The organism is Vibrio sp. 947 (genome assembly GCF_033339115.1).
Classification (GTDB): domain Bacteria; phylum Pseudomonadota; class Gammaproteobacteria; order Enterobacterales; family Vibrionaceae; genus Vibrio; species Vibrio alginolyticus.
Genome location: NZ_JAWOTX010000005.1, coordinates 49964 through 73290 on the forward strand (window position 1 = coordinate 49964; position 23327 = coordinate 73290).

General features: G+C 45.7%; 21 protein-coding genes. 20 read left to right on the forward strand and 1 reads right to left on the reverse strand.

The annotated features are described in order from the left end of the window. Nucleotide 1: 1 nt before the first annotated feature. The 8 genes from R7Q39_RS07895 to acpS all read left to right on the forward strand — a co-directional run bounded on the left by R7Q39_RS07895 (nucleotide 2) and on the right by acpS (nucleotide 7051). Nucleotides 2–472 (forward strand): SoxR reducing system RseC family protein, encoded by a 471-nt coding sequence (locus R7Q39_RS07895; RefSeq protein ID WP_005380936.1) that lies wholly within the window; start codon nucleotides 2–4, stop codon nucleotides 470–472. Between the two features lie 158 nt (nucleotides 473–630). Next, the gene (gene lepA / locus R7Q39_RS07900) at nucleotides 631–2424 is read left to right on the forward strand and encodes a translation elongation factor 4 (RefSeq protein WP_005380934.1); all 1794 of its coding nucleotides are present in this window, start codon (nucleotides 631–633) and stop codon (nucleotides 2422–2424) included. A 104-nt stretch (nucleotides 2425–2528) separates the two neighbouring features. Further along, nucleotides 2529–3428, forward strand: coding sequence for a signal peptidase I (lepB, locus tag R7Q39_RS07905; RefSeq protein ID WP_005380933.1), 900 nt, complete (start codon nucleotides 2529–2531; stop codon nucleotides 3426–3428). Nucleotides 3429–3449: 21 nt separating this feature from the next. Beyond that, nucleotides 3450–4127: a ribonuclease III gene (gene rnc, locus R7Q39_RS07910; protein WP_005380932.1), complete on the forward strand. Its 678-nt coding sequence runs from the start codon at nucleotides 3450–3452 to the stop codon at nucleotides 4125–4127. Further along, nucleotides 4120–5082 (forward strand): GTPase Era, encoded by a 963-nt coding sequence (gene era / locus R7Q39_RS07915; protein ID WP_005380931.1) that lies wholly within the window; start codon nucleotides 4120–4122, stop codon nucleotides 5080–5082. Before rnc ends, era begins: the two co-directional genes overlap by 8 nt. A 115-nt stretch (nucleotides 5083–5197) precedes the next feature. Continuing rightward, nucleotides 5198–5929 (forward strand): DNA repair protein RecO, encoded by a 732-nt coding sequence (gene recO, locus R7Q39_RS07920; RefSeq protein WP_005384578.1) that lies wholly within the window; start codon nucleotides 5198–5200, stop codon nucleotides 5927–5929. Beyond that, on the forward strand, nucleotides 5926–6660 hold the full coding sequence (gene pdxJ, locus R7Q39_RS07925; protein WP_005384579.1) for a pyridoxine 5'-phosphate synthase: 735 nt from the start codon (nucleotides 5926–5928) through the stop codon (nucleotides 6658–6660). The genes recO and pdxJ overlap by 4 nt, the downstream gene beginning before the upstream one ends. A 10-nt stretch (nucleotides 6661–6670) precedes the next feature. Beyond that, nucleotides 6671–7051, forward strand: a complete 381-nt coding sequence (acpS, locus tag R7Q39_RS07930; protein WP_005380927.1) for a holo-ACP synthase — start codon at nucleotides 6671–6673, stop codon at nucleotides 7049–7051. Between the two features lie 69 nt (nucleotides 7052–7120). Here the strand turns inward: acpS and barA are convergent, their stop codons facing one another. After that, complete coding sequence (gene barA / locus R7Q39_RS07935) at nucleotides 7121–9919, reverse strand: two-component sensor histidine kinase BarA (protein ID WP_033907441.1); 2799 nt, start codon at nucleotides 9917–9919, stop codon at nucleotides 7121–7123. 192 nt (nucleotides 9920–10111) lie between these two features. Between barA and rlmD the strand changes: the two genes are divergently transcribed. The 12 genes from rlmD (at nucleotide 10112) to R7Q39_RS07995 (ending at nucleotide 23327) form a co-directional block, all read left to right on the forward strand. After that, nucleotides 10112–11431, forward strand: a complete 1320-nt coding sequence (gene rlmD, locus R7Q39_RS07940) for a 23S rRNA (uracil(1939)-C(5))-methyltransferase RlmD (protein ID WP_270055153.1) — start codon at nucleotides 10112–10114, stop codon at nucleotides 11429–11431. A gap of 123 nt (nucleotides 11432–11554) precedes the next feature. Then, a complete protein-coding gene (gene relA, locus R7Q39_RS07945) occupies nucleotides 11555–13774 on the forward strand; it encodes a GTP diphosphokinase (RefSeq protein ID WP_213904133.1) in 2220 nt (739 codons plus the stop codon). A 224-nt stretch (nucleotides 13775–13998) separates the two neighbouring features. Then, nucleotides 13999–14802 carry a nucleoside triphosphate pyrophosphohydrolase gene (gene mazG, locus R7Q39_RS07950; protein WP_005383780.1) on the forward strand — a complete coding sequence of 268 codons (804 nt, stop codon included), beginning with the start codon at nucleotides 13999–14001 and terminating at the stop codon, nucleotides 14800–14802. A 205-nt stretch (nucleotides 14803–15007) separates the two neighbouring features. Beyond that, entirely contained in the window at nucleotides 15008–16648 is a 1641-nt protein-coding gene (locus R7Q39_RS07955; RefSeq protein WP_021034029.1) for a CTP synthase, read from the forward strand. A 78-nt stretch (nucleotides 16649–16726) separates the two neighbouring features. Continuing rightward, the gene (gene eno, locus R7Q39_RS07960) at nucleotides 16727–18028 is read left to right on the forward strand and encodes a phosphopyruvate hydratase (protein WP_005383785.1); all 1302 of its coding nucleotides are present in this window, start codon (nucleotides 16727–16729) and stop codon (nucleotides 18026–18028) included. Nucleotides 18029–18417: 389 nt separating this feature from the next. Then, nucleotides 18418–18699 (forward strand): cell division protein FtsB, encoded by a 282-nt coding sequence (gene ftsB / locus R7Q39_RS07965; protein ID WP_005380907.1) that lies wholly within the window; start codon nucleotides 18418–18420, stop codon nucleotides 18697–18699. A 1-nt stretch (nucleotide 18700) separates the two neighbouring features. Next, the gene (gene ispD, locus R7Q39_RS07970) at nucleotides 18701–19408 is read left to right on the forward strand and encodes a 2-C-methyl-D-erythritol 4-phosphate cytidylyltransferase (RefSeq protein ID WP_017821625.1); all 708 of its coding nucleotides are present in this window, start codon (nucleotides 18701–18703) and stop codon (nucleotides 19406–19408) included. A 14-nt stretch (nucleotides 19409–19422) separates the two neighbouring features. Further along, nucleotides 19423–19899: a 2-C-methyl-D-erythritol 2,4-cyclodiphosphate synthase gene (gene ispF, locus R7Q39_RS07975; protein WP_005380896.1), complete on the forward strand. Its 477-nt coding sequence runs from the start codon at nucleotides 19423–19425 to the stop codon at nucleotides 19897–19899. 45 nt (nucleotides 19900–19944) lie between these two features. Continuing rightward, the gene (gene truD / locus R7Q39_RS07980) at nucleotides 19945–20988 is read left to right on the forward strand and encodes a tRNA pseudouridine(13) synthase TruD (protein WP_170890516.1); all 1044 of its coding nucleotides are present in this window, start codon (nucleotides 19945–19947) and stop codon (nucleotides 20986–20988) included. Beyond that, nucleotides 20988–21764: a 5'/3'-nucleotidase SurE gene (gene surE / locus R7Q39_RS07985; RefSeq protein ID WP_318075991.1), complete on the forward strand. Its 777-nt coding sequence runs from the start codon at nucleotides 20988–20990 to the stop codon at nucleotides 21762–21764. The genes truD and surE overlap by 1 nt, the downstream gene beginning before the upstream one ends. Beyond that, the gene (locus R7Q39_RS07990) at nucleotides 21764–22390 is read left to right on the forward strand and encodes a protein-L-isoaspartate(D-aspartate) O-methyltransferase (protein ID WP_005380892.1); all 627 of its coding nucleotides are present in this window, start codon (nucleotides 21764–21766) and stop codon (nucleotides 22388–22390) included. The genes surE and R7Q39_RS07990 overlap by 1 nt, the downstream gene beginning before the upstream one ends. Before the next feature lie 13 nt (nucleotides 22391–22403). Beyond that, nucleotides 22404–23327 (forward strand): peptidoglycan DD-metalloendopeptidase family protein, encoded by a 924-nt coding sequence (locus R7Q39_RS07995; RefSeq protein ID WP_054577173.1) that lies wholly within the window; start codon nucleotides 22404–22406, stop codon nucleotides 23325–23327.

The window sequence follows — 23327 nt, forward strand, 5'->3', positions numbered from 1 at the left end:
AATGATGACCGCGTTGGCTACCGTGACAGACGTGCATCGTCGCGGCAAGCAATTCGAAATTGATTTAAGTTGCGAACAGCAGACCAGTTGCAGTAGTTGCTCTTCACAGAAAAGCTGTGGAACGGGCGTTGTTACTAAAGCCATTGGTAACAAGAGTTTATCTTGGCACCTGCGCACGGATAAATCGGTTAAAATAGGTCAAGTCGTCGAGATCGGTTTTCCTGAGTCGAGCCTAATAAAATCAGCAATGGCGGTTTATTTACTGCCATTGTTTGGTTTGATTATCGGTGCGATGTTTGGTCACTTCCTATTAGCGCCGCTGACAGCCGGCGGGGAAGGCATCATCATATTGGCATCGGTATTGTTTGCCGCTGGTGGAATGTGGATCGCAAAACGTGTTTCTCGTCCGTTAGAAGATGAATCTAAGCGCCAAGTTACCCTCGTTCGGGTACTTGGAGAGCCAATCCAGTAAGTGCTGTCCCCCTCGACTAAAGGTTATTTGGGTATGTACTTTAAATTACGTGCGCCCGTTAACGAAATTCGGTAGAATCTGCCAACTTGATTGAAATGCCGTCAGTAGATGGCGTTTCTTACTGTCCCTATTTGTAAAGAGTTAGTCACCCTAAATCTATGAAGCACATTCGTAACTTTTCGATTATCGCCCACATCGACCATGGTAAGTCGACCCTATCAGACCGTCTAATCCAAGTTTGTGGCGGGTTAACCGATCGTGAAATGGCCGCACAGGTTCTGGATTCTATGGATCTTGAACGTGAGCGTGGCATCACCATCAAATCTCAGAGTGTGACGCTAAACTACACCGCTAAAGACGGTGAGACGTATCAGCTGAACTTCATCGATACTCCGGGGCACGTTGACTTTGCATATGAAGTATCACGTTCTCTGGCGGCTTGTGAAGGTGCGCTATTGGTTGTGGATGCGGGTCAAGGTGTTGAAGCTCAAACACTGGCTAACTGTTACACCGCGATCGAAATGGATCTAGAGGTTGTGCCAATCTTGAACAAGATTGATCTACCAGCAGCCGATCCTGAGCGTGTAGCGGAAGAAATTGAAGAAATCGTTGGTATCGATGCAATGGAAGCAACCCGCTGTTCTGCGAAGACAGGCATCGGTGTTGACGACGTTCTAGAGAACATTGTGTCAGCGATCCCTGCACCGGAAGGTGATCCAGATGCGCCACTACAAGCGCTGATCATTGACTCATGGTTTGATAACTACCTTGGCGTTGTTTCTCTAGTGCGTATTAAAAACGGCGAACTGAAGAAGAACGATAAGATCAAAGTGATGAGTACGGGCCAAGTTTGGGGTGTGGACCGCCTTGGTATCTTTACGCCAAAACAAGTGGATACCGATACCCTTCGTACTGGTGAAGTAGGTTGGGTTGTTTGTGGTATCAAAGACATTCTTGGCGCCCCTGTTGGTGATACGCTGACTCTAGCGAAGAATGGTTGTGATAAACCGCTACCTGGCTTTAAGAAAGTTAAACCTCAGGTTTACGCAGGTCTGTTCCCTGTATCTTCTGACGATTACGAGAACTTCCGTGACGCACTAGGCAAACTAAGCCTTAACGACGCATCGCTATTCTACGAGCCAGAAAACTCTGCGGCACTTGGCTTTGGTTTCCGTTGTGGTTTCCTTGGCATGTTGCACATGGAAATCATCCAAGAGCGTCTAGAGCGTGAATACGACTTGGATCTTATTACCACTGCACCAACGGTAGTTTACGAAGTTGAGAAGACGGATGGCGATCTGCTGTATGTTGATAGCCCAGCAAAACTACCAGCGATCAATGATATTGAAGAAATTCGTGAACCGATTGCGCGTTGTAATATCCTTGTGCCTTCAGAGTACCTAGGTAACGTAATCACCCTGTGTGTTGAAAAGCGAGGCAGTCAAGTTGATATGGTTTACCACGGTAACCAAGTCGCTGTGACTTACGATATTCCAATGGCTGAAGTGGTACTGGATTTCTTCGATCGTCTGAAATCAACATCACGCGGTTACGCATCTTTGGATTACAACTTCCAGCGTTTTGAAGCTTCGAACATGGTACGTGTAGACGTTCTTCTTAACGGTGACACTGTTGATGCATTGGCGATGATCACACACAAAGATCAGTCTCAGACTCGCGGTCGTCAGTTGGTAGAGAAGATGAAAGAATTCATCCCTCGCCAAATGTTTGATATCGCAATCCAAGCGGCAATTGGTAACCACATTATCGCTCGTTCAACGGTAAAACAGTTGCGTAAGAACGTTATCGCGAAATGTTACGGTGGTGACGTAAGTCGTAAGAAGAAACTTCTGAAGAAACAGAAAGAAGGTAAGAAACGCATGAAGCAGATCGGTAACGTTGAGCTGCCTCAAGAAGCGTTCCTAGCCATCCTTCACGTAGGTAAAGACTAAAGTTGAACTTTGTCTCACACTTGTCGGTCTTAAGACGTTAGATATTAAAATAAGTGAAAGGGTTTCGGCTCTTTCACTTTCGTATTTTTAGATAAGGGAATTTAATGGCGAATACATTCTCACTGATGTTGGTTATTGCGACTTTGGTAACTGGCGTGGTTTGGCTATTGGAAAAACTGGTTTTCGCGAAAAAGCGTCAGGAAAAACTGGCTGAGATTCAAGCTCAGACGTCTAATGGTTTGGATGCAGTGACCTTGCAAAAAGTAGAGCGTCAGCCTTGGTGGGTTGAAAATAGCGTCTCTATTTTTCCTGTGATCGCGTTCGTTTTAGTATTACGTTCTTTTATCTACGAACCATTTCAAATCCCATCAGGCTCAATGATGCCTACCTTGCTGGTTGGCGATTTCATTTTAGTTGAGAAGTACGCGTACGGTCTAAAAGACCCAGTATGGCGTACTCAGCTAGTGGAAACTGGTAAGCCTGAGCGTGGTGATATCGTGGTCTTCAAATACCCACCACAACCAAGTGTGGACTACATTAAGCGTGTAGTTGGTTTACCTGGTGATATCGTGCGTTATTCAAGTGATAAGCAGCTTTGCGTGCAAAGCCAAGGCGAATCGGCATGTAAGCCAGTTAAACTGAGCAATGTTGAAGAAAGTCAGTTTAGCTCGAACGGTATTCCAATGATCCAACTGGATGAAAAATTGGGTAACGTTGAGCACAATATTTTGGTTAACCCTCTTGTGCGTAACCGCGTGGAGCAATATTTCCCACGCAGCGGAACGACAGAGTGGGTTGTACCACAAGGTCAGTATTTTGTGATGGGTGATAACCGTGACAACAGTGCTGACAGCCGTTACTGGGGCTTTGTTCCAGAAGCAAACTTAGTCGGTAAAGCTGTCGCGATCTGGATCAGCTTCGAGTTTGATCGTGGCGCAGATAGTGTTCTACCTTCATGGATTCCAACTGGTGTGCGTTTTAACCGCATCGGTGGCATTCACTAACCATTCAAATATCGAGAGAGTATGAATTCTCCAATTGATAAACTAGAGAGAAAGCTCGGCTACCAGTTTCAAGATGCCGGGCTTATCAATTTGGCGCTGACGCACCGCAGCGCCAACAGTAAGCACAATGAACGTCTTGAGTTTCTGGGCGATTCAATTTTAAGTTTTGTCATCGCTGATGATCTGTACCATCGTTTCCCAAAAGTGAACGAAGGTGACATGAGCCGCATGCGTGCTACTTTGGTTCGCGGACATACATTGGCGGAACTGGGTCGTGAATTCGATCTAGGAGATTATTTAAAATTAGGTCCAGGTGAATTGAAGAGTGGCGGTTTTCGCCGAGACTCTATTTTAGCCGATGCGGTTGAAGCCATTATTGGCGCAATTTACCTAGACAGTGATCTTGAAGTTGTGCGAGGCATTGTACTGAGTTGGTATCAGTCACGCCTTGAAGCCATCAAACCAGGCGTTTCACAGAAAGATCCGAAAACTCGCCTACAAGAGTTCCTACAAGGCAGAAGAAAACCGCTGCCTGTCTACACAGTGACTAATATTAAAGGTGAAGCGCACAACCAAGAGTTCACGGTTGAGTGCGAAGTAGCAGGTGTGGATAAGCCTGTAATCGGTAAAGGCACCAGCCGCCGCAAGGCAGAACAAGCGGCTGCTGAAACAGCACTTGAGCAATTGACAAATGGCTGATAACGAATTCGATATCGATGCGTTTTTCGCATCACAAGGTGAGCCAAGCTCGCCAGAAAACCAACACTGTGGCTTTATTGCTATTGTTGGTCGTCCAAACGTAGGTAAGTCGACACTTTTGAACAAGATTTTGGGTCAGAAGATTTCGATCACCTCTCGTAAGCCGCAAACGACACGCCACCGTATTATGGGTGTGGATACGGACGGCGATTACCAAGCGATTTACGTCGACACGCCTGGACTTCACATTGAAGAAAAGCGTGCGATCAACCGTTTGATGAACCGTGCAGCTAACTCGTCATTGAGTGATGTAAACCTTGTGTTCTTCTTAGTCGATGGTACGCATTGGACTAAAGACGATGAGATGGTGCTGACCAAACTTCAAAAATCGAACTTCCCAGTTGTGCTTTGTGTAAACAAGGTCGACAACGTACAAGATCGTAACGACGTGATGCTACACATGGCGGAGATGTCGAAGAAGATGGACTTCGTGGATGTTGTGCCAATCTCTGCCAAGCAAGGTAAGAACATTGACGTACTGCGTAAGCACGTGCGTAATCACTTACCTAAAGCAACGCATCACTTCCCAGAAGAATACGTGACTGACCGTTCTCAGCGTTTTATGGCGTCTGAGATTGTGCGTGAAAAGCTGATGCGCTTTACTGGTGAAGAGCTGCCATACTCAGTAACGGTTGAAATTGAACGTTTTGATTACAACCCCGAAACCGACGGTTTCCACATCAATGCCTTGATTCTTGTTGAGCGTAATGGTCAGAAGAAAATGGTGATTGGCAAAGGCGGCGAGAAGATTAAAACCATTGGTCGCGAAGCGCGTTTGGATATGGAAGAATTGTTCGGTCGTAAAGTTTACCTAGAAACCTGGGTAAAAGTGAAATCTGGCTGGGCAGACGACGAACGAGCGTTGCGTTCGTTGGGTTATATAGACGATTTATAATCTTGGCTGCGAAGGTGCTTCGCTCCAACATCGATGAAAAATCAGTATCGATTAAAATAAGGAGCCGCTCGGCTCCTTATTTTTTATTTCACACTTTTTAGGCACAATGACTTAGATGAGTAATCTGTCTTCCGAAGGTTTACAGCGCTGTTTTGTATTGCACCGACGCCCTTACAGTGAATCGAGCTTAATCCTTGATGTATTTAGTGAGGAATATGGCCGAATGACTTTAATGGCCAAAGGCGCGCGCAGTAAGCGTTCGAACTTAAAAGGCGCATTGCAACCTTTTACCCCGCTATTACTTAAATGGTCGGGGAAAGGCTCGATGAAAACTTTGCGTCAAGCCGAGCCGATAAGTCTAGGTTTGCCGTTAACGGGCATTAATCTCTACTCAGCCATGTACGTCAATGAACTGATTGGCCGTATTTTGATGGCTGAAGTGCCGATGCCAGCACTATTTCATGATTATTTGCATGCGTTAACCGAGTTGGCGCACAACGAGAACCCTGAGCCTGCACTGCGTCGTTTTGAGTTAGCCTTGCTGTCTGCTATGGGGTATGGCGTGGATTTTTTGCATTGTGCAGGTACCGGCGAGCCCGTCGACCCAGAAATGACCTATCGTTACCGGGAACAGAAAGGGTTTATTGCTTCGGTTAGGCGCGATAACCTCACGTTTTTAGGGAATGAACTGATTGCTATCAGTGAGCGGCGGTTCGTCACTAAAGAGCAGCTAAAAGCGGCAAAACGCTTTACACGTATAGCCTTAAAGCCGTATCTTGGCGGCAAACCTTTAAAAAGTCGTGAATTTTTCATTCAGACCCCCAGAGCACGGAGTAACGGAAAATGAGCTCAATTTATTTAGGCGTCAATATCGACCATATTGCCACTCTACGTAATGCACGTGGTACAAAATACCCAGATCCTGTTCACGCTGCTGAAATTGCTGAGCGTGCAGGCGCGGACGGTATCACTATCCACTTACGTGAAGACCGTCGCCATATTTTGGATCGTGATGTACGTATTCTGCGTGAAACCATTCAAACGCGTATGAATCTAGAGATGGCAGTGACGGACGAAATGGTTGAGATTGCGCTGCAAACTAAACCAGAGTTTGTGTGTTTAGTGCCTGAAAAGCGTGAAGAACTGACGACGGAAGGTGGCTTAGATGTAGTAGGGCAGCTTGAAAAAATTAAAGCTGCGACGAAAAAGCTGACAGATGCAGGCATCAAAGTTTCGCTCTTTATTGATGCTGACCGTCAACAGATTGAAGCTGCGAAAAAGTGTGGCGCTCCGTTTATTGAGCTACATACTGGCCATTATGCAGATGCGACGACAGAAGACGAGCAACAAGCTGAACTGAAGAAGATTGCCGCTGGTGCTAGTTATGCACATGATCTAGGTATTATTGTTAATGCCGGGCATGGCCTGACTTATCACAATGTCGCACCAATTGCTGCATTACCAGAAATTTACGAACTCAACATTGGTCACTCAATCATTGGTCGCGCGGTATTTGATGGTTTAAATAAAGCGGTTGCTGACATGAAAGCATTGATGATTGAGGCTCGCCAGTCATAGGGCTATCTAGATGGCGATTATAGGGTTAGGGACCGACATTGCAGAAATTGAGCGTATTGAAAAAGCGTTAGCTCGTAGTGGTGAACCTTTTGCTCAGCGGATTCTTTCAGAAGAAGAAATGGCCAAATTCTCACAGCTTAAGCTGCAAGGTCGTTATCTTGCTAAGCGCTTTGCTGTTAAAGAAGCTGCCTCAAAAGCATTGGGGACAGGAATCGCAAAAGGGGTCACGTTTCACGACTTTTCCATCTCGAACGATGAGCTTGGAAAACCAGTACTCGCATTGACGGGCACAGCCAAGCAAATAGCGGATGCGATGGGTGTTAACCACATTCACCTGTCCATTTCCGATGAGCGTCATTACGCTGTGGCGACGGTCATTTTTGAATCCTAGCTTGTAAGTCTTAAACAAAATACTAAAAAGCCAGAGCATTTGCTCTGGCTTTTGTTTCTCTTCAATAGATCACTGTTCAAGGTATAACTTTGCGGTTGTTGTTACTTTAATCATTTCATCTTGCAGCTCGAACATTTCAGGCTCAACCTCCTCAAGACTGATCCCTGAGCGCAGTGCTTGCTCAAGCGTCGCACAGAGTGATTTCAGCCTTGGAACGCCACAATATGAACTACTGCCGTGCAGCTTATGGATGACATGAATTAGGTCATCACGAGAGATATCTTCTTGCTCCAGAGCTTGGTCAACGACTGCTTCTACTTCAGGGATGAACTCAATCAACATGCGTAGCATGTCTTTAGCGAGATCCTCTTTATTCGCGCTCTGTTTCAAGGCTGCTTGCCAATCAATAATCACATCCTGCTGAGGCGAAGAAACGGATTGTGGTGCGCTTCCTTCAGGTTCATCAACGTATGAAGGGGCGACTTTGCCAATGCTCTCTGTACAAGCATTTGGGTTCCAGTGAACCAAAACCTGTTGTAGCACATGCTCTTCAATAGGTTTGGTCAAGTAGTCATCCATTCCTGCCGAGAGCAAGCGGTCTCGTTCCCCTGCCATGGCATGTGCCGTTACCGCAATCACTGGCGTGTCTTTATTTAGCTCCAACTCTTTAATGTGCTTACAAGCGGTCACCCCATCCATTTGTGGCATTTGAATATCCATGAAGATTAAATCGTACTTTTTCTCTGTCGCCAGGTTCACCGCTTGCTGGCCATTGCTACAGGCGGTGACGGTTTCTACTCGTTCGCGGAGCAGTGCAGAGATCAGCTTCAAGTTTGCAGGGTTGTCATCCACTGCTAGTACAGTGAGAGGTAAACGGTCCCCTTCGCTTGGCGTAATTGGAGCGCTTAATACCGGTGGCGATTCTACATGTTCGCTAATCAGGCTTTGTAGCAACTTACGGCGAGACAATGGTTTCGTCAGGCACTGGACGTGATGCTCTGTCATTATTTGGTCCGCAAGCGCCAATTCGGTACTCGGTGTCCCTAGGAGAACACTCGGAGCCATGCGTTTCGCTTGTTCTATCCAAGGTGTAATAACTTCCGCATCGTGAGTCTGGTTGGCCGCTAAATTCAACAGTACATAATCATATTGTTCTTCGTTGTTTGGTAGCGAAGAGCGGTAGGTTACTAAAATACCCTCCTGACTTAGAATCTGTTGGGTTACGGATGCGGCTTGCATGTTTGGTTCAATCAGCAGTAACTGCTTCCCAGTCAGAAGTTCCACTTCAATCAGTTCGCTCATAGGCATCTCGGTTGAGTGCAAGCGCACCGTAAACCAGAAGGTTGAACCTTGGTGTAGACGGCTGGTTAAACTGATTTCGCCGCCCATCTGGCTCACCAGTTTCTGAGTGATAACCAGACCAAGACCAGTACCGCCGTAACGACGTGAAATACTTGCATCTGCTTGGCTAAAGGCTTGGAACAACTGCGCTTGCTGACGCTCAGAGATACCAATACCGGTATCACGCACCATGAATTGCAGTTCGACGGAGTCTCCTGATTGAGAGCGCATTTCTACGCTAACATCAATGTTGCCTCGCTCGGTAAACTTGATTGAGTTACCGACTAAGTTCGTCAAAATTTGCTGGATACGTAGTGGATCCCCAACTAAACCTGGTGGAATTTTAGGGTCCACTTTTAGGGTGATTTCTAACCCTTTCTCATGTGCACTTGTGGCTTGTAGGTTAATTACCTCTTCTAAACTTTCTCGGAAATCAAAAGGAATGTTTTCCAGCGCCAGCTTACCCGCTTCAAGTTTCGAGAAGTCGAGAATGTCATTGATGATATTCAACAAGTTGTTCGCCGATTTCTCAATCGTCTGTAGGTAATCCGTTTGGCTGTTAGAAAGCTGCGTTTTAAGCATTTGACGAGTAAAGCCAATCACCCCATTGAGCGGAGTACGCAGCTCGTGCGACATGTTCGCCAAGAACTCTGACTTAACCCTGGCCGCTTCTTGTGCGCGTTTCTTCGCGATATCCAGCTCAACGTTCTGAATTTCTAGCTGCTCAAGCGTTTCACGTAAGTCGGACGTGGCTTGGTCTATACTGTGCTGCATCTCCACGTGATATTCTGATAACGATACCGCCATGGCGTTGATGCCATTTTTTAGCTGGTCTAACTCACCGTGCATTTTGCCTTCGATACGCACATCCAGATGACCGCGGCGAATGCGGTCAACGACATTCTTCATGTGGGTGATAGGTTGGGTCACATCGTGCATTAGACGTGAAGCAAACACACTTGCTAAGCCAAGACCGAGAACCAGAACTAAAAACGCAGAGAAGACTTCTTGATACTGTTGCAGCCTCAAGGAGGAGAGATCTAACTCGACGGCGATGTAACCAATCGCTTTTGTGCCTTGGCTTTCGTTCGACAACTCCGCTAAGTAGTGACCTTCTGACAAAATGGGGACACGCAATATCAGTGAGTTTTCGTAGATTTCCGAATTACCCAGTTGCGGGATCGGTTTATCTTTGGGGAACATCAAGGCTTCAAAATTAGGATGAAAGTTAGAGGTCACAAAGAGCTCATGATGTTCATCGAATACCGCGATACTACGAACCAGCTTGGAGTTTTTGCGGTGCGCGTAGCTTATCAAGCGACGTACCGCCTCTCGGCTTTCTGATAGTAGATGAGTTTCACTGGCAATCGCCAGCGGCTCAATAATGCTGTTACCAGTGGTGATAACTTGTTTCTCAAGGTCTTGGTAGCGGTTAAATGAGAAAAAGCCGCTCAGTAATAAACCAATAATGAGAGTGGGAGCGAGAGTTAGTGTAATTACACGTGCTCGTAAGCCATATCTGGTCATGTTATCTAATTACATCGGAGTCTGGATATGGGAAAATAACGCATTATTTCTCAAGCGCACGATAAAGCCTTGAGCAAAGAAGTGACGTCACCGAATAAACGGTAAGCATAATCAAGTCACTCGAATCACACAACGGCTGCAATCAAGAATAGTGAAGCCGAAGAGCAATTACACATAAATCAGGCACAGAGCATGGCACGCATCTTTCAACCGAAAAAGAAAACCCAACTCAATACTCAGCACCAAGCAGTGCAAGTAGAGCGTTTAGATCACCACGGCGCAGGCATTGCTTACCTCAAAAAGAAGCCATTGTTTATTGATGGAGCACTGCCGGGTGAGGAGGTGGTCACTCAATTGGTGGAAGAAAAGAGCAAATACGCTCGCGGTAAGTTGATTAAAATCCTTAAGCCGAGTGAAGCTCGTGTGGAGCCATTTTGCCCACATTATCATGAGTGCGGTGGCTGTGATTTGCAGCATCTAGATTATGACCAACAATTGACGTACAAACAGCAAACGTTGCGTCAGCTAATGCGAAAATTTTCAGGCAGTGACATTGAACTAGATGCCCCGTTATTGGGATATTCGCAGGCCTACCGTCGCCGTGCGAGAGTGAGCTTGTTTGTTGATAAAAAAACACGTCAGCTACATTTTGGTTTCCGTAAAAAGCAGAGTAAGCAAATTGCGCAAGTGACCGATTGCCCAGTGCTGGCACCGGAACTGAATGTTTTGCTGCCAGAGATTTACTCAGCGCTAAAAGCGTTCAAAAAGCCTGAACAATTGGGTCATGTAGAGCTGGTACTTGGTGATAATGGGCCGTGTATTACGCTGCGCCACTTGAGCGCTCTGACAACGAGTGAAGCTCAATCTCTAACGGAGTTGGCAAAACGTCATGGCGCATCGTTGTACTTAATGCCATCGACAGAACAATTAGACCTTATCGAAGGCGATATGCCTTTTTATCAAGAAGTTGGAGTGAAAATCCCTTTTGCACCAAATAACTTTATTCAAGTAAACCAAGGTGTAAACCAACAAATGGTCAAACAAGCGGTTGAGTGGTTAGACCCACAAAAGAGTGACCGAGTGTTAGATTTGTTCTGTGGCTTAGGCAACTTTAGTTTACCAGTTGCGAAATTAGCTAAGTACGTGGTTGGAGTAGAGGGTGTTGCAGAGATGGTAGAAAAAGCCACAAACAATGCATCTTTGAACCAAATCAATAACGCGCAATTTTATCACGCTAACCTTGAGCAAGATTTTGAAGGCCAAGCCTGGGCCGCAGAGCGGTTTGATAAAGTATTATTAGACCCGGCACGCGCGGGAGCGAGTGGGATCATCGATCAAGTTTCTGAGCTTGGCGCACAGCGTGTAGTTTATGTTTCTTGTAATCCTGCTACCCTTGCTAGGGATAGTCAAAGCTTGATAGAGCAAGGCTATAAATTAACTAAATTAGGTATGCTGGATATGTTCCCTCATACCAGTCATCTAGAATCGATGGCATTGTTTGAAAAGTCCTAACTTTAGGACTTTGACCCCTTATTTGTGGTGGGTGGTCATAAAGCCAGCGTGTACGCGCGGTAAAAAGAACTAACCTGGACGGTGTTAGTCAAACCACACGAATATAATAATTAGGATGATGAGATGGTTGCGGTAAGAAGCGCGCATTTAAACCAAGATGAACAGTTTGAACTCGAAAACTGGGTGGCTAGCCTAGGACAAGAGAAAAACACAGCCTCACGCTTAATCGAAGTATATCGAGATTGCCAGACAGTATTAGCTGATAACGAGCAAGCGGAACTGTTGTTGTGGCGTGGACGAGAAATGATCGAAATTTTGATCACCTTGTCTATGGATCAAGCCACTTTAGTGGCTGCTCAACTGTTTCCTTTGGTTTCAAGTGGTGCTTTTAACAGAGAAATTCTGGAAGAGAAATACAGCAAAGAAATCATAAAATTAATCGACGGCGTTGAAGAAATGGCTGCTATTGGCCAACTCAACGTCAACATGGAAGGCAGTGCAGCGTCATCTCAGGTAGATAACGTACGCCGCATGCTGCTTGCCATGGTGGATGACTTCCGCTGCGTAGTTATCAAGCTCGCGGAACGAATTTGTAACCTTATTGAAGTTAAAAAAGCGCCAGATGAAGTTCGACGTGCGGCGGCAAAAGAGTGTGCCAACATCTATGCGCCGCTAGCAAACCGATTAGGCATCGGTCAGCTGAAATGGGAAATTGAAGATTACGCTTTCCGCTACCAACAACCGGAAACTTACAAACAAATTGCCAAACAGCTTTCTGAGAGGCGCATCGTTCGTGAACAGTACATCAAAGACTTTGTTGAAGACCTCACGCACGAAATGGAAGTGTCGGGCATCAATGCCGAAGTGAGTGGTCGACCTAAGCACATCTACAGCATTTGGCGAAAAATGCAGAAAAAGAGTTTGGCCTTTGATGAGCTGTTTGATGTGCGAGCAGTGCGTATCATCGCAGACAAACTGCAAGATTGTTACGCGGCTTTAGGCGTAGTTCACACCAAATACAAGCATCTACCGAGCGAGTTTGATGACTACGTTGCTAACCCTAAACCAAACGGTTATCAATCGATCCATACAGTAATTCTAGGGCCAGAAGGCAAAACCATCGAGATCCAGATTCGTACCAAGCAAATGCATGAAGAGTCGGAACTGGGGGTTGCAGCGCACTGGAAATATAAAGAAGGGGCAAGCAGCCGAAGCGGTTATGATGAGAAGATCACGTGGCTGCGTAAGCTATTGGATTGGCAAGAAGAAATGTCTGACTCTGGCGAAATGCTCGATGAGCTGCGTAGCCAAGTCTTTGATGACCGTGTTTATGCCTTTACACCACGTGGTGATGTTGTCGATTTGCCAATGGGGGCAACGCCGCTAGATTTTGCCTATCACATTCACTCCGAAGTGGGACACCGTTGTATCGGTGCCAAAGTCGGAGGTCGTATTGTGCCGTTCACGCATAAATTACATATGGGTGACCAAGTCGAGATTATCACTCAGAAAGAACCTAACCCATCACGTGACTGGTTAAACCCATCATTAGGCTTCGTTCATTCTGGTCGTGCGCGTGCCAAAATTAACGCCTGGTTCCGAAAACAAAGCCGTGAGAAGAACCTCGAAGCAGGTCGTGAAATCCTTGAGCATGAGTTAGCCAAAATTGGCGCAACGTTAAAAGATGCAGAGCATTACGCCCTCAAGCGGTTTAACGTCAAAACACCAGATGAATTGTATGTTGGTGTAGGTAGCGGTGATTTGCGCATCAACCAAATCATTAACCATATCAACGCGTTAGTTAACAAGCCAACGGCAGAGGAAGAAGACCAGCAAGCACTGGAAAAACTGCAAGAAGCTGAGCATAAATCACCCGCGCAAAGCCGACCGAAAAAAGACGCAGTTGTAGTAGAAGGCGTCGATAACCTAATGACACATCTAGCACGTTGCTGTCAGCCAATTCCAGGTGACGATATCTCTGGTTACATAACGCAAGGTCGTGGGATTTCAGTACACCGTAGTGACTGTGAACAGCTAGAAGAACTGCGCCATCATGCGCCAGAGCGCATCATCGATACAGTCTGGGGCAGCGGCTTTGTGGGGTCATACATCCTCACCGTGCGTGTTGAAGCGATGGAGCGAGGTGGTCTACTCAAAGACATTACGACACTGTTCGCCAACGAAAAGATTAAAGTGACCAGTATGAAGAACCGAGTCGACTACAGACGTCAACTTGCCATCATGGACTTTGACCTAGAAGTCACCAATATTGAGGTGCTTTCGCGGGTTTCGAAACGTGTGGAACAGATCAAGGATGTAATGTCTGTAAAACGCCTCGGCTAAAACTCTCGTCAGAGTTATCGTTGTAGCGTTGTTGACTGCACGCACTCCGGAGTGCCGGCCCAGGCTCATCACATAGGCGAGCTATGCTCAGGAGTCGCGAAAATTTGTTGCCTTGTCAAAGTAACAATTACTTAGTGAAAGCTGCTGAGAAAATATAATGTAGAAGGTGAGTGGTTTTGGCTGCTCACCTTTTTCTTTAATAGAAAGGTTTAAAGGAACAAAAAATGAGTCATCCAATTGAACAGTTAGAACAAATCATGGCGAAGCTGCGTGACCCAGAAAACGGTTGCCCTTGGGACTTAAAACAAACCTTTGACACCATCGTTCCGCATACTATAGAAGAAACCTACGAAGTGGTGGACGCGATTCAAAATCGAGATTGGCCCAATCTAAAAGAAGAGCTAGGGGATTTGTTGTTTCAGGTGATTTTTTACAGTCAGCTAGCGAAAGAGCAAGAGCTGTTTGACTTTTCGGATGTCGTCGAAACCGTGAACGAAAAACTGACTCGTCGCCACCCGCATGTTTTTTCAGATGTTGAGTTTGAATCTGACGAGGAAATTAACGCGAACTGGGAAGCGGAAAAAGCAAAAGAAAAAGCCCTAGTAGGCAAAGCGGAAGAAAGTATCCTAGACTCAATACCAAACTCTTTACCGGCACTTTCTCGTGCTACAAAAATTCAGAAAAAATGTGCAAAATTTGGGTTTGATTGGGATTCACTTGGCCCGGTTGTCGATAAAGTACGAGAAGAAATTGACGAAGTCATGGAAGAGGCACTGCAAGTTCAGCCCGATGAAGAGAAAGTTGAGTTGGAGCTCGGTGATTTGCTATTTGCGACTGTCAATTTGGCTCGCCACCTTGATAAAAACCCAGAAGTCGCGCTAGGAAAAGCAAACGTAAAGTTTGCGCGACGTTTTAAACAAGTTGAAGGCAAGGTCCAGCAGTCAGGCAAAGTACTTACAGATTGTTCTTTATCAGAACTTGACCATTTTTGGGATGAAGTAAAACAAGAAGAATCGAGGCAGAGGTAAACTGGCAGAATACATAATATAAGGTCAGCTTGTTTGGTTACACGAAAACGGACTTTGGTTTGTCTTTGCTCACTTTGATTTGAAGCAAAAAATAAAAAATTACGGTGTGATAGATTTCACGTTGTGGCGGTAAGGAGCTTCTGGTATATTTATCTCCCGTCCAGAAGCACTCCATTTCCCTCATTCAACCAATTTCAGGTTAAACATGACGACAAATTACATTTTTGTTACTGGCGGGGTTGTATCCTCTCTAGGTAAAGGTATTGCAGCAGCATCTCTTGCGGCTATTCTAGAAGCTCGTGGTCTTAAAGTGACTATGATGAAGCTTGACCCTTACATCAACGTTGACCCGGGCACAATGAGCCCTACTCAGCACGGTGAAGTGTTCGTTACAGAAGATGGCGCAGAGACTGACCTTGACCTTGGTCACTACGAGCGTTTCATCCGTACCAAGATGACCAAGCGTAACAACTTCACTGCAGGTCGTGTTTATGCCGACGTACTTCGTAAAGAACGTCGTGGTGATTACCTAGGCGCAACTATTCAAGTTATCCCTCATATCACTAACGCAATCAAAGATCGCGTTATTGCAGGTTCTGAAGGCCATGATGTGGCTATCGTTGAAGTTGGCGGTACTGTTGGTGATATCGAATCACTACCATTTATGGAAGCGATTCGTCAGCTAGCTGTTGAGCTAGGCCGTGAGCGCGCAATGTTCATGCACCTAACACTTGTTCCTTACCTAGCGGCAGCGGGCGAAGTGAAAACTAAGCCGACGCAACACTCTGTAAAAGAACTTCTATCTATCGGTATTCAGCCAGACATCCTAGTTTGCCGTAGCGATCGCGTTATTCCTGCGAATGAGCGTAAAAAAATCGCACTGTTCTGTAATGTTCCAGAAAAAGCAGTAATTTCAATGAAGGATGTAGACTCTATCTACAAGATCCCTCAGTTGATTAAATCTCAAGGTCTAGATGACCTTGTGTGTGCTCGCTTTGGTATTACTGCTCCGGAAGCAGACCTTTCTGAATGGGAACAGGTTATCTACGAAGAAGCAAATCCTACTGGTGAAGTAACCATCGGTATGGTTGGTAAATACATTGAATTACCAGATGCATACAAATCTGTGAACGAAGCGCTTAAACACGCTGGCTTGAAAAACCGCCTAAGCGTCACAATTAAGTATGTAGACTCACAAGATATCGAAACAAAAGGCGTTGAACTTCTAGAAGGTTTGGACGCAATCCTAGTACCAGGTGGCTTCGGCGATCGTGGTATTGAAGGCAAGATCCGTGCGGCTCAATATGCACGTGAAAATAACGTGCCTTACTTAGGTATTTGTTTGGGTATGCAAGTTGCACTAATCGAATACGCGCGTAACGTTGCGGGTATGGAAGGTGCACATTCAACAGAATTTAACAAAGAGACTAAGTACCCTGTGGTAGGTTTGATCACAGAGTGGGTAGACGAATCAGGTAGCGTAGAAGAGCGTACTGAAAAGTCTGACCTAGGCGGTACGATGCGTCTTGGTTCACAGCTGTGTCACCTAGAGAAAGGGACTAAAGCTCGTGAACTGTACGGTAGCGCGACGATCCATGAACGTCACCGTCACCGTTACGAAGTGAATAACGTGCTTCGTCCGCAAATCGAAAAAGCAGGCCTAAAAGTATCAGGTCTATCTGCGGACAAGAAGTTAGTGGAAATGATTGAGAACCCAGCTCACCCATGGTTTGTAGCGGCTCAGTTCCACCCAGAATTCACCTCGACTCCTCGCGATGGACATCCATTGTTTGCAGGTTTTGTTAAGGCTGCGGGCCAAAATGCACGCGGCGAATTCGAGAAGTAAAAGGATACGGGCGGCGGCGAAGGTTGTGCTGCTGCCCTTTAAGATTGACATTTATATTTGAAACGAGAGGAAACATTAATGTCTAAGATCGTTAAAGTTCTAGGTCGTGAAATCATCGACTCACGTGGTAACCCAACTGTAGAAGCTGAAGTACACCTAGAAGGCGGTTTCGTAGGTATGGCGGCAGCTCCATCTGGCGCATCTACTGGTTCTCGCGAAGCTCTTGAGCTACGTGACGGTGACAAAGCACGTTTCCTAGGTAAAGGTGTTCTTAAAGCAGTTGAAGCTGTAAACGGCCCAATCGCTGAAGCTCTAGTTGGCAAAGACGCTAAAGACCAAGCTGCAATCGACGCAGTAATGATCGAACTAGACGGCACTGAAAACAAATCTAAATTCGGTGCTAACGCTATCCTAGCTGTTTCTCTAGCAAACGCTAAAGCTGCTGCTGCTGCGAAAGGCATGCCTCTATACGAGCACATCGCTGAGCTAAACGGCACTGCAGGTCAGTTCTCTATGCCTCTACCAATGATGAACATCATCAACGGTGGTGAGCACGCAGACAACAACGTTGACATCCAAGAGTTCATGATCCAACCAGTTGGCGCTAAGACTCTTAAAGAAGGTCTACGTATCGGTGCAGAAGTATTCCACAACCTAGCTAAAGTTCTTAAGTCTAAAGGCTACAGCACTGCAGTTGGTGATGAAGGTGGTTTTGCTCCTAACCTTAAATCTAACGCTGAAGCTCTAGAAGTTATCGCAGAAGCTGTTGCAGCTGCTGGTTACGAACTAGGTAAAGACGTTACTCTAGCTATGGACTGTGCTGCATCTGAGTTCTTCGACAAAGAAGCTGGCATCTACAACATGAAAGGCGAAGGTAAAACTTTCACTTCTGAAGAGTTCAACCACTACCTAGCTGAGCTAGCTAACCAATTCCCAATCGTTTCTATCGAAGACGGTCTAGACGAGTCTGACTGGGATGGCTTCAAGCACCAAACTGAACTACTAGGTGACAAGCTTCAACTAGTAGGTGACGATCTATTCGTTACTAACACTAAGATCCTTGCTGAAGGTATCGAGAAAGGCGTAGCTAACTCTATCCTTATCAAGTTCAACCAAATCGGTTCTCTAACTGAGACTCTAGCTGCAATCAAGATGGCTAAAGACGCAGGTTACACAGCAGTAATCTCTCACCGTTCTGGCGAAACTGAAGATGCAACTATCGCTGACCTAGCGGTAGGTACAGCAGCAGGTCAAATCAAAACTGGTTCTATGAGCCGTTCTGACCGTGTTGCTAAGTACAACCAGCTAATCCGTATCGAGGAAGCTCTAGGTGAGCGCGCTCCTTTCAACGGTCTTAAAGAAGTTAAAGGTCAAGCTTAATTCTTCACTGAATTAGCAGCTTAACTTAAAGCTTTTAAAACACCCTGCCTTGGCGGGGTGTTTTTTTATATAACGGAAGCGCTAAGTCCATGTTTCAAGTAAGCGGTCTTAAAGAAGTTAAAGGCCAAGCTTAATTCTTATTGAGTAAAGTTTCGCTAAATAGCTTTTTGAAACCCTCGCTACGGCGTTTTTTTGTATTTATAGATTTGTATTTTGGGGTCTTACTTTGGTCATGGTTAAGGTTCGCTTCCCATGAGCTTGTTTCATTTTGCTGCTTATTTCTTGTAAGGAGCGTGTGAGTCTCCCTTTCTCCCCTAGAGGCAACCTCGCATTTATGCTATATATGTCACCTTATCTAATTCCTTCCGGTACAGAATGTTAGCAGCGATATGCGAATCTTTGTTATAGCCCTTACGCTACTGTTTGGCTTGCTTCAATACACTCTATGGTTTGGTAAAAACGGAGTGTCTGACTACTACACAGTAAAAGATGAAATTGAAGTTCAGCAACAAGTGAACAGCAAGCTACAAGCTCGCAACAATGAAATGTTCGCTGAGATTGATGACTTAAGGCAAGGTCTTGATGCGATTGAAGAACGTGCGCGTCATGAGCTCGGTTTAGTTAAAGATGGCGAGACTTTTTACCGCATTATAGGTGAGGAAAACCATTAAAATGTTGGATATGAACTCATCGCATATCGCAATTGTGCCTGCTGCTGGTGTGGGTAGCAGAATGAAGGCAGATCGCCCTAAGCAATATTTATTGATCGAAGGTAAAGCGGTACTGGAACATACCGTAGAGAAACTGCTTTCTCACCCAAATATTTCTAAGGTTGTCGTTGCCATTACTGACGGCGACCCATATTACCCAGAATTGTCCATTGCTAAGCACCCAGATGTGATTCGTGTAGCTGGTGGTAAAGAAAGAGCAGACTCTGTGTTATCAGGGCTAAACTATGTCAATGAGCATCTGGAAAGCGAGTGGGTATTAGTCCACGACGCTGCGAGGCCATGTGTATTAACATCCGACATTGACCGTTTGATTGATGTTTGCTGCGCCCACTCAACGGGTGGCATTCTCGCATCTCCTGTGAGAGATACAATGAAGCGAGCAAACGCAGTACAAGATATCGATCATACGGTAGATAGAGAAGCATTGTGGCATGCACTGACTCCACAAATGTTTAAAACTCAGCAGCTTACTCAAGCACTGGCTGACGCATTAGAACAGGGTGTAACCATTACCGATGAAGCCTCGGCTTTGGAATGGTTAGGCGAGAAGCCAGCCTTAGTTCAAGGGAATGCGAACAATATAAAAATCACTCAGCCAGAAGATCTTGCGTTAGCCGAGTTTTATCTAAGCCGTGAGCGCGGCGAATAAAGAAAGGATAGAAAATGATTCGAATTGGTCATGGTTTCGATGTACATAAATTCGGTGGTGAAGGCCCAGTCATTATTGGTGGTGTAGCAATCCCTTATGAGCAAGGTTTGATTGCACACTCAGACGGCGATGTAGCGTTGCATGCGTTAACGGATGCTCTGCTGGGCGCGATTGCTGCCGGCGATATTGGTCGTCATTTCCCAGATACGGATGATAAATGGAAAGGCGCAAACAGTCGTGAATTACTGAAAGACGTTTACCGTCGAGTCAAAGAGCAAGGCTACCGTCTTGGCAATGCTGATGTAACCATCATGGCACAAGCGCCTAAAATGGCACCACACATTGACGCAATGTGTGCGGCAATTGCCGAAGACCTAGAAACCGACATTAGTAACATCAACGTAAAAGCGACGACGACAGAACGTCTCGGTTTTACTGGACGCAAAGAAGGCATTGCAACGGAAGCCGTTGTACTTTTGTTTAAGCAATAACTAGCAATTTGCTCCCCTAAGCTGTGATATCAGCGGAAACACATCATGTCAGACATTTTATCTTCATTGGCTTACCTAACGGGTAAGCCAGTTGCATCGGCAAAAATTAAAGCGCAGCCAGAGCATTTTCAGGTTCGCGAAGATTTAGGTTTTGCCTTTACGGGCGAAGGCGAGCACCTAATGGTTCGTATCCGTAAAACGGGCGAGAACACCAGCTTCGTTGCTAACGAGTTAGCGAAAGCCTGTGGTGTTAAGTCGAAAGACGTTAGCTGGGCGGGTCTTAAAGACCGTCATGCGGTGACGGAACAGTGGTTAAGTGTCCATTTACCGAAAGGTGAAACGCCAGATTTTTCAGCGTTTTTGGCTCAATACCCAAGTATCGAAATCCTTGCAACAGATCGTCACAATAAAAAACTGCGTCCTGGTGACCTAGTAGGGAACGAGTTCGTGGTTACTTTGTCTGAAGTGACAGATATAGCGGATGTAGAGCAACGTCTTGAAAAAGTGAAACAAGTTGGCGTGCCAAACTACTTTGGTAGTCAGCGTTTTGGTAACGATGGCAACAACCTTGAAGAAGCACGTCGATGGGGACGCGAAAACGTTCGTACCCGCAATCAAAACAAGCGCAGTATGTATTTATCAGCGGCTCGTTCGTGGATTTTCAACCGTATCGTTTCAGCTCGTCTAGAGAATGGTGTGTTTGATAAGTTCATTGATGGTGACATTGCGCAGACGAATTCTGGCACTCAGTTGATTGATGCAAACAACATTGCTGCTCTGCAAGTGCAATTTGCGCAAGGTGAAGCGGCAATTACCGCTGCGCTTGCTGGCGATAATGCACTGCCTACTCAAACTGAGGCTCTGGCATTAGAGCAACCGTTTTTAGACGAAGAGCCTGACCTCATGGCGCTGATTCGTGGTAATCGCATGCGCCACGACCGTCGCGATATTGCGCTAAAGCCAAAAGATTTAGCTTGGACGGTTGAAGGTAACAACATTACGCTGACTTTCTCACTGGATGCGGGATCTTTTGCGACCTCTATTGTTCGTGAGTTAGTTAATGAGGTTGAAGTAGAAAGAGAATACTAATGGAACAGGATTCACGAAACCCGAAGCCCTTAAGAGTCTTAATCAGCAATGATGATGGTGTTCATGCTCAAGGGATTCATGCCCTCGCTGATGAGTTGAGAGATATCGCTGAAGTGACCATTGTCGCACCTGATCGAAATCGTTCAGGTGCTTCGAATTCACTCACATTAGAACAACCATTACGCGTGACTGAAATTGCCCCAAATATCTACTCAGTGCAAGGCACGCCCACGGATTGTGTGCATTTCGCGCTGAATGAGCTAATGAAAGATGATTTGCCTGATCTTGTTCTGTCAGGAATCAACCATGGCGCTAATTTGGGTGATGATGTTCTTTATTCTGGAACAGTAGCAGCAGCCATGGAAGGTCATTTCCTTGGCGTTCAGTCGGTGGCTTTTTCTCTAGTGGGTAAGCGACATTTCGAATCCGCCGCTAAAATTGCACGTCAAATTGTACAACAGCATTTAGCGTCGCCGATTCCAACGAATCGTCTACTGAACGTAAACGTGCCTGACTTACCATCAGAGAGTTTAGGTGAAATTGAAGTTACGCGTTTAGGTGCACGTCATCACGCAGAGAATATGATCAAGCAGAAAGATCCGAGAGGCCATGACATTTATTGGTTAGGGCCACCAGGAAAGGAGCAAGATGCAGGAGAGGGCACGGACTTTTATGCAATTGAGCATGGCCGAGTTTCAATGACGCCTCTGCAAGTTGATCTCACCGCTCACGAGTCGCTGCGTGCTATGGATAGTTGGTTAAAGGAAGAGACGTAATGAGTAACCCACATGCTGACAGGTTGATAGCGTTTCTTATCTCCAGTGGCATCAAAGACCAAAGAGTTCTGGATGCTATCCAACGCTTGCCACGAGAAAGCTTTGTTTCTCAAGCGATGATGCACCAAGCCTATGATAACAATGCGTTACCAATTGGTCAGGGACAAACTATTTCTCAGCCTTATATCGTTGCTCGTATGACCGAGTTGCTTGAGCTAGAACCGGCGAGTCGTGTTCTGGAAATCGGAACGGGATCGGGTTATCAAACCGCGGTACTGGCGCAAATTGTTGATCATGTATACTCCGTTGAGCGAATTAAATCGTTGCAATGGGAAGCAAAGCGTCGCCTGAAGCAATTGGATATTTACAATGTTTCAACTAAGCATGCTGATGGGTGGCAGGGCTGGGAAGCGCGAGGTCCTTTCGATGCTATCATTGTTACCGCTGCCGCTGAAGTGATTCCCCAAGCTCTTCTCTCACAATTAAGAGATGGCGGCAAAATGGTCATTCCTGTTGGAGATACGGAGCAACAGTTATTAAAAATAGAGCGTAAGGGAGACGAATATCTCTCTACCGTTGTAGAAATGGTTCGGTTCGTACCTCTGGTTGCGGGTGATTTAGCTTAAGGGTTAGGGATAGGTGAATAAGTTACTACGTCATATTGGTATTAGCTTTGTGTTTGCTGCAGGACTAGTTGGTTGTGCAGCGCATTCCCCTGCACCTGTCTCTAGCCTAAAAAAAGACTATTCAAGCCTTGAAAGAGGGAGTTACAGAGGGAGTTATTATGAGGTAAAAAAAGGCGATACGCTTTACTTCATAGCTTATGTCACAGATAAAGATGTAAATGATCTTGTTCGTTACAATGAGTTAACTCAGCCTTACACTATCTACCCAGGACAGAGGCTAAAACTTTGGGCTCCGAAATATGTCGCCCCTAAATATGGTCAAAAAGTTGAACCCGTTGTAGCTCCTGTTGTTACGACACCCCCAGCTCCAGTGACGAAAACATCAACAGCCTCTAAACCTAAACCTTCGAGTAAAAACTCTAGTCAAAAACCTACAGAGACTAAGCCTAAAGTCGTACAAAAACAGCCTCCAAAGAAGGTTGAACAATCGAAAACAAAGGAGTATGTTGGTTCAAAAGATAACCAAAAAGTGAAGCAAAAAGCGCCAACTACCACAGAAAAGAGTGATAAAGTCTCAAAGTGGTTGTGGCCAACAAAAGGGAGAGTAATCAAGAACTTTTCGGCGGGAGAACAGGGAAATAAAGGTATCGACATCGCAGGACAGCGTGGTCAACCTATCGTTTCAACCGCAGCCGGCACAGTCGTTTATTCAGGCAATGCGCTACGAGGTTATGGCAACTTAATTATAGTAAAGCATAACGACAATTATTTAAGCGCATACGCACATAATGACAAACTGCTGGTCACAGAAGGACAAAGCGTAAAAAGCGGACAAAAAATCGCCACCATGGGTAGTTCAGGTGCAAAGTCGGTCAAACTACACTTTGAAATTCGCTATCAAGGTAAATCAGTGAATCCAAAACGCTATTTGCCTTAA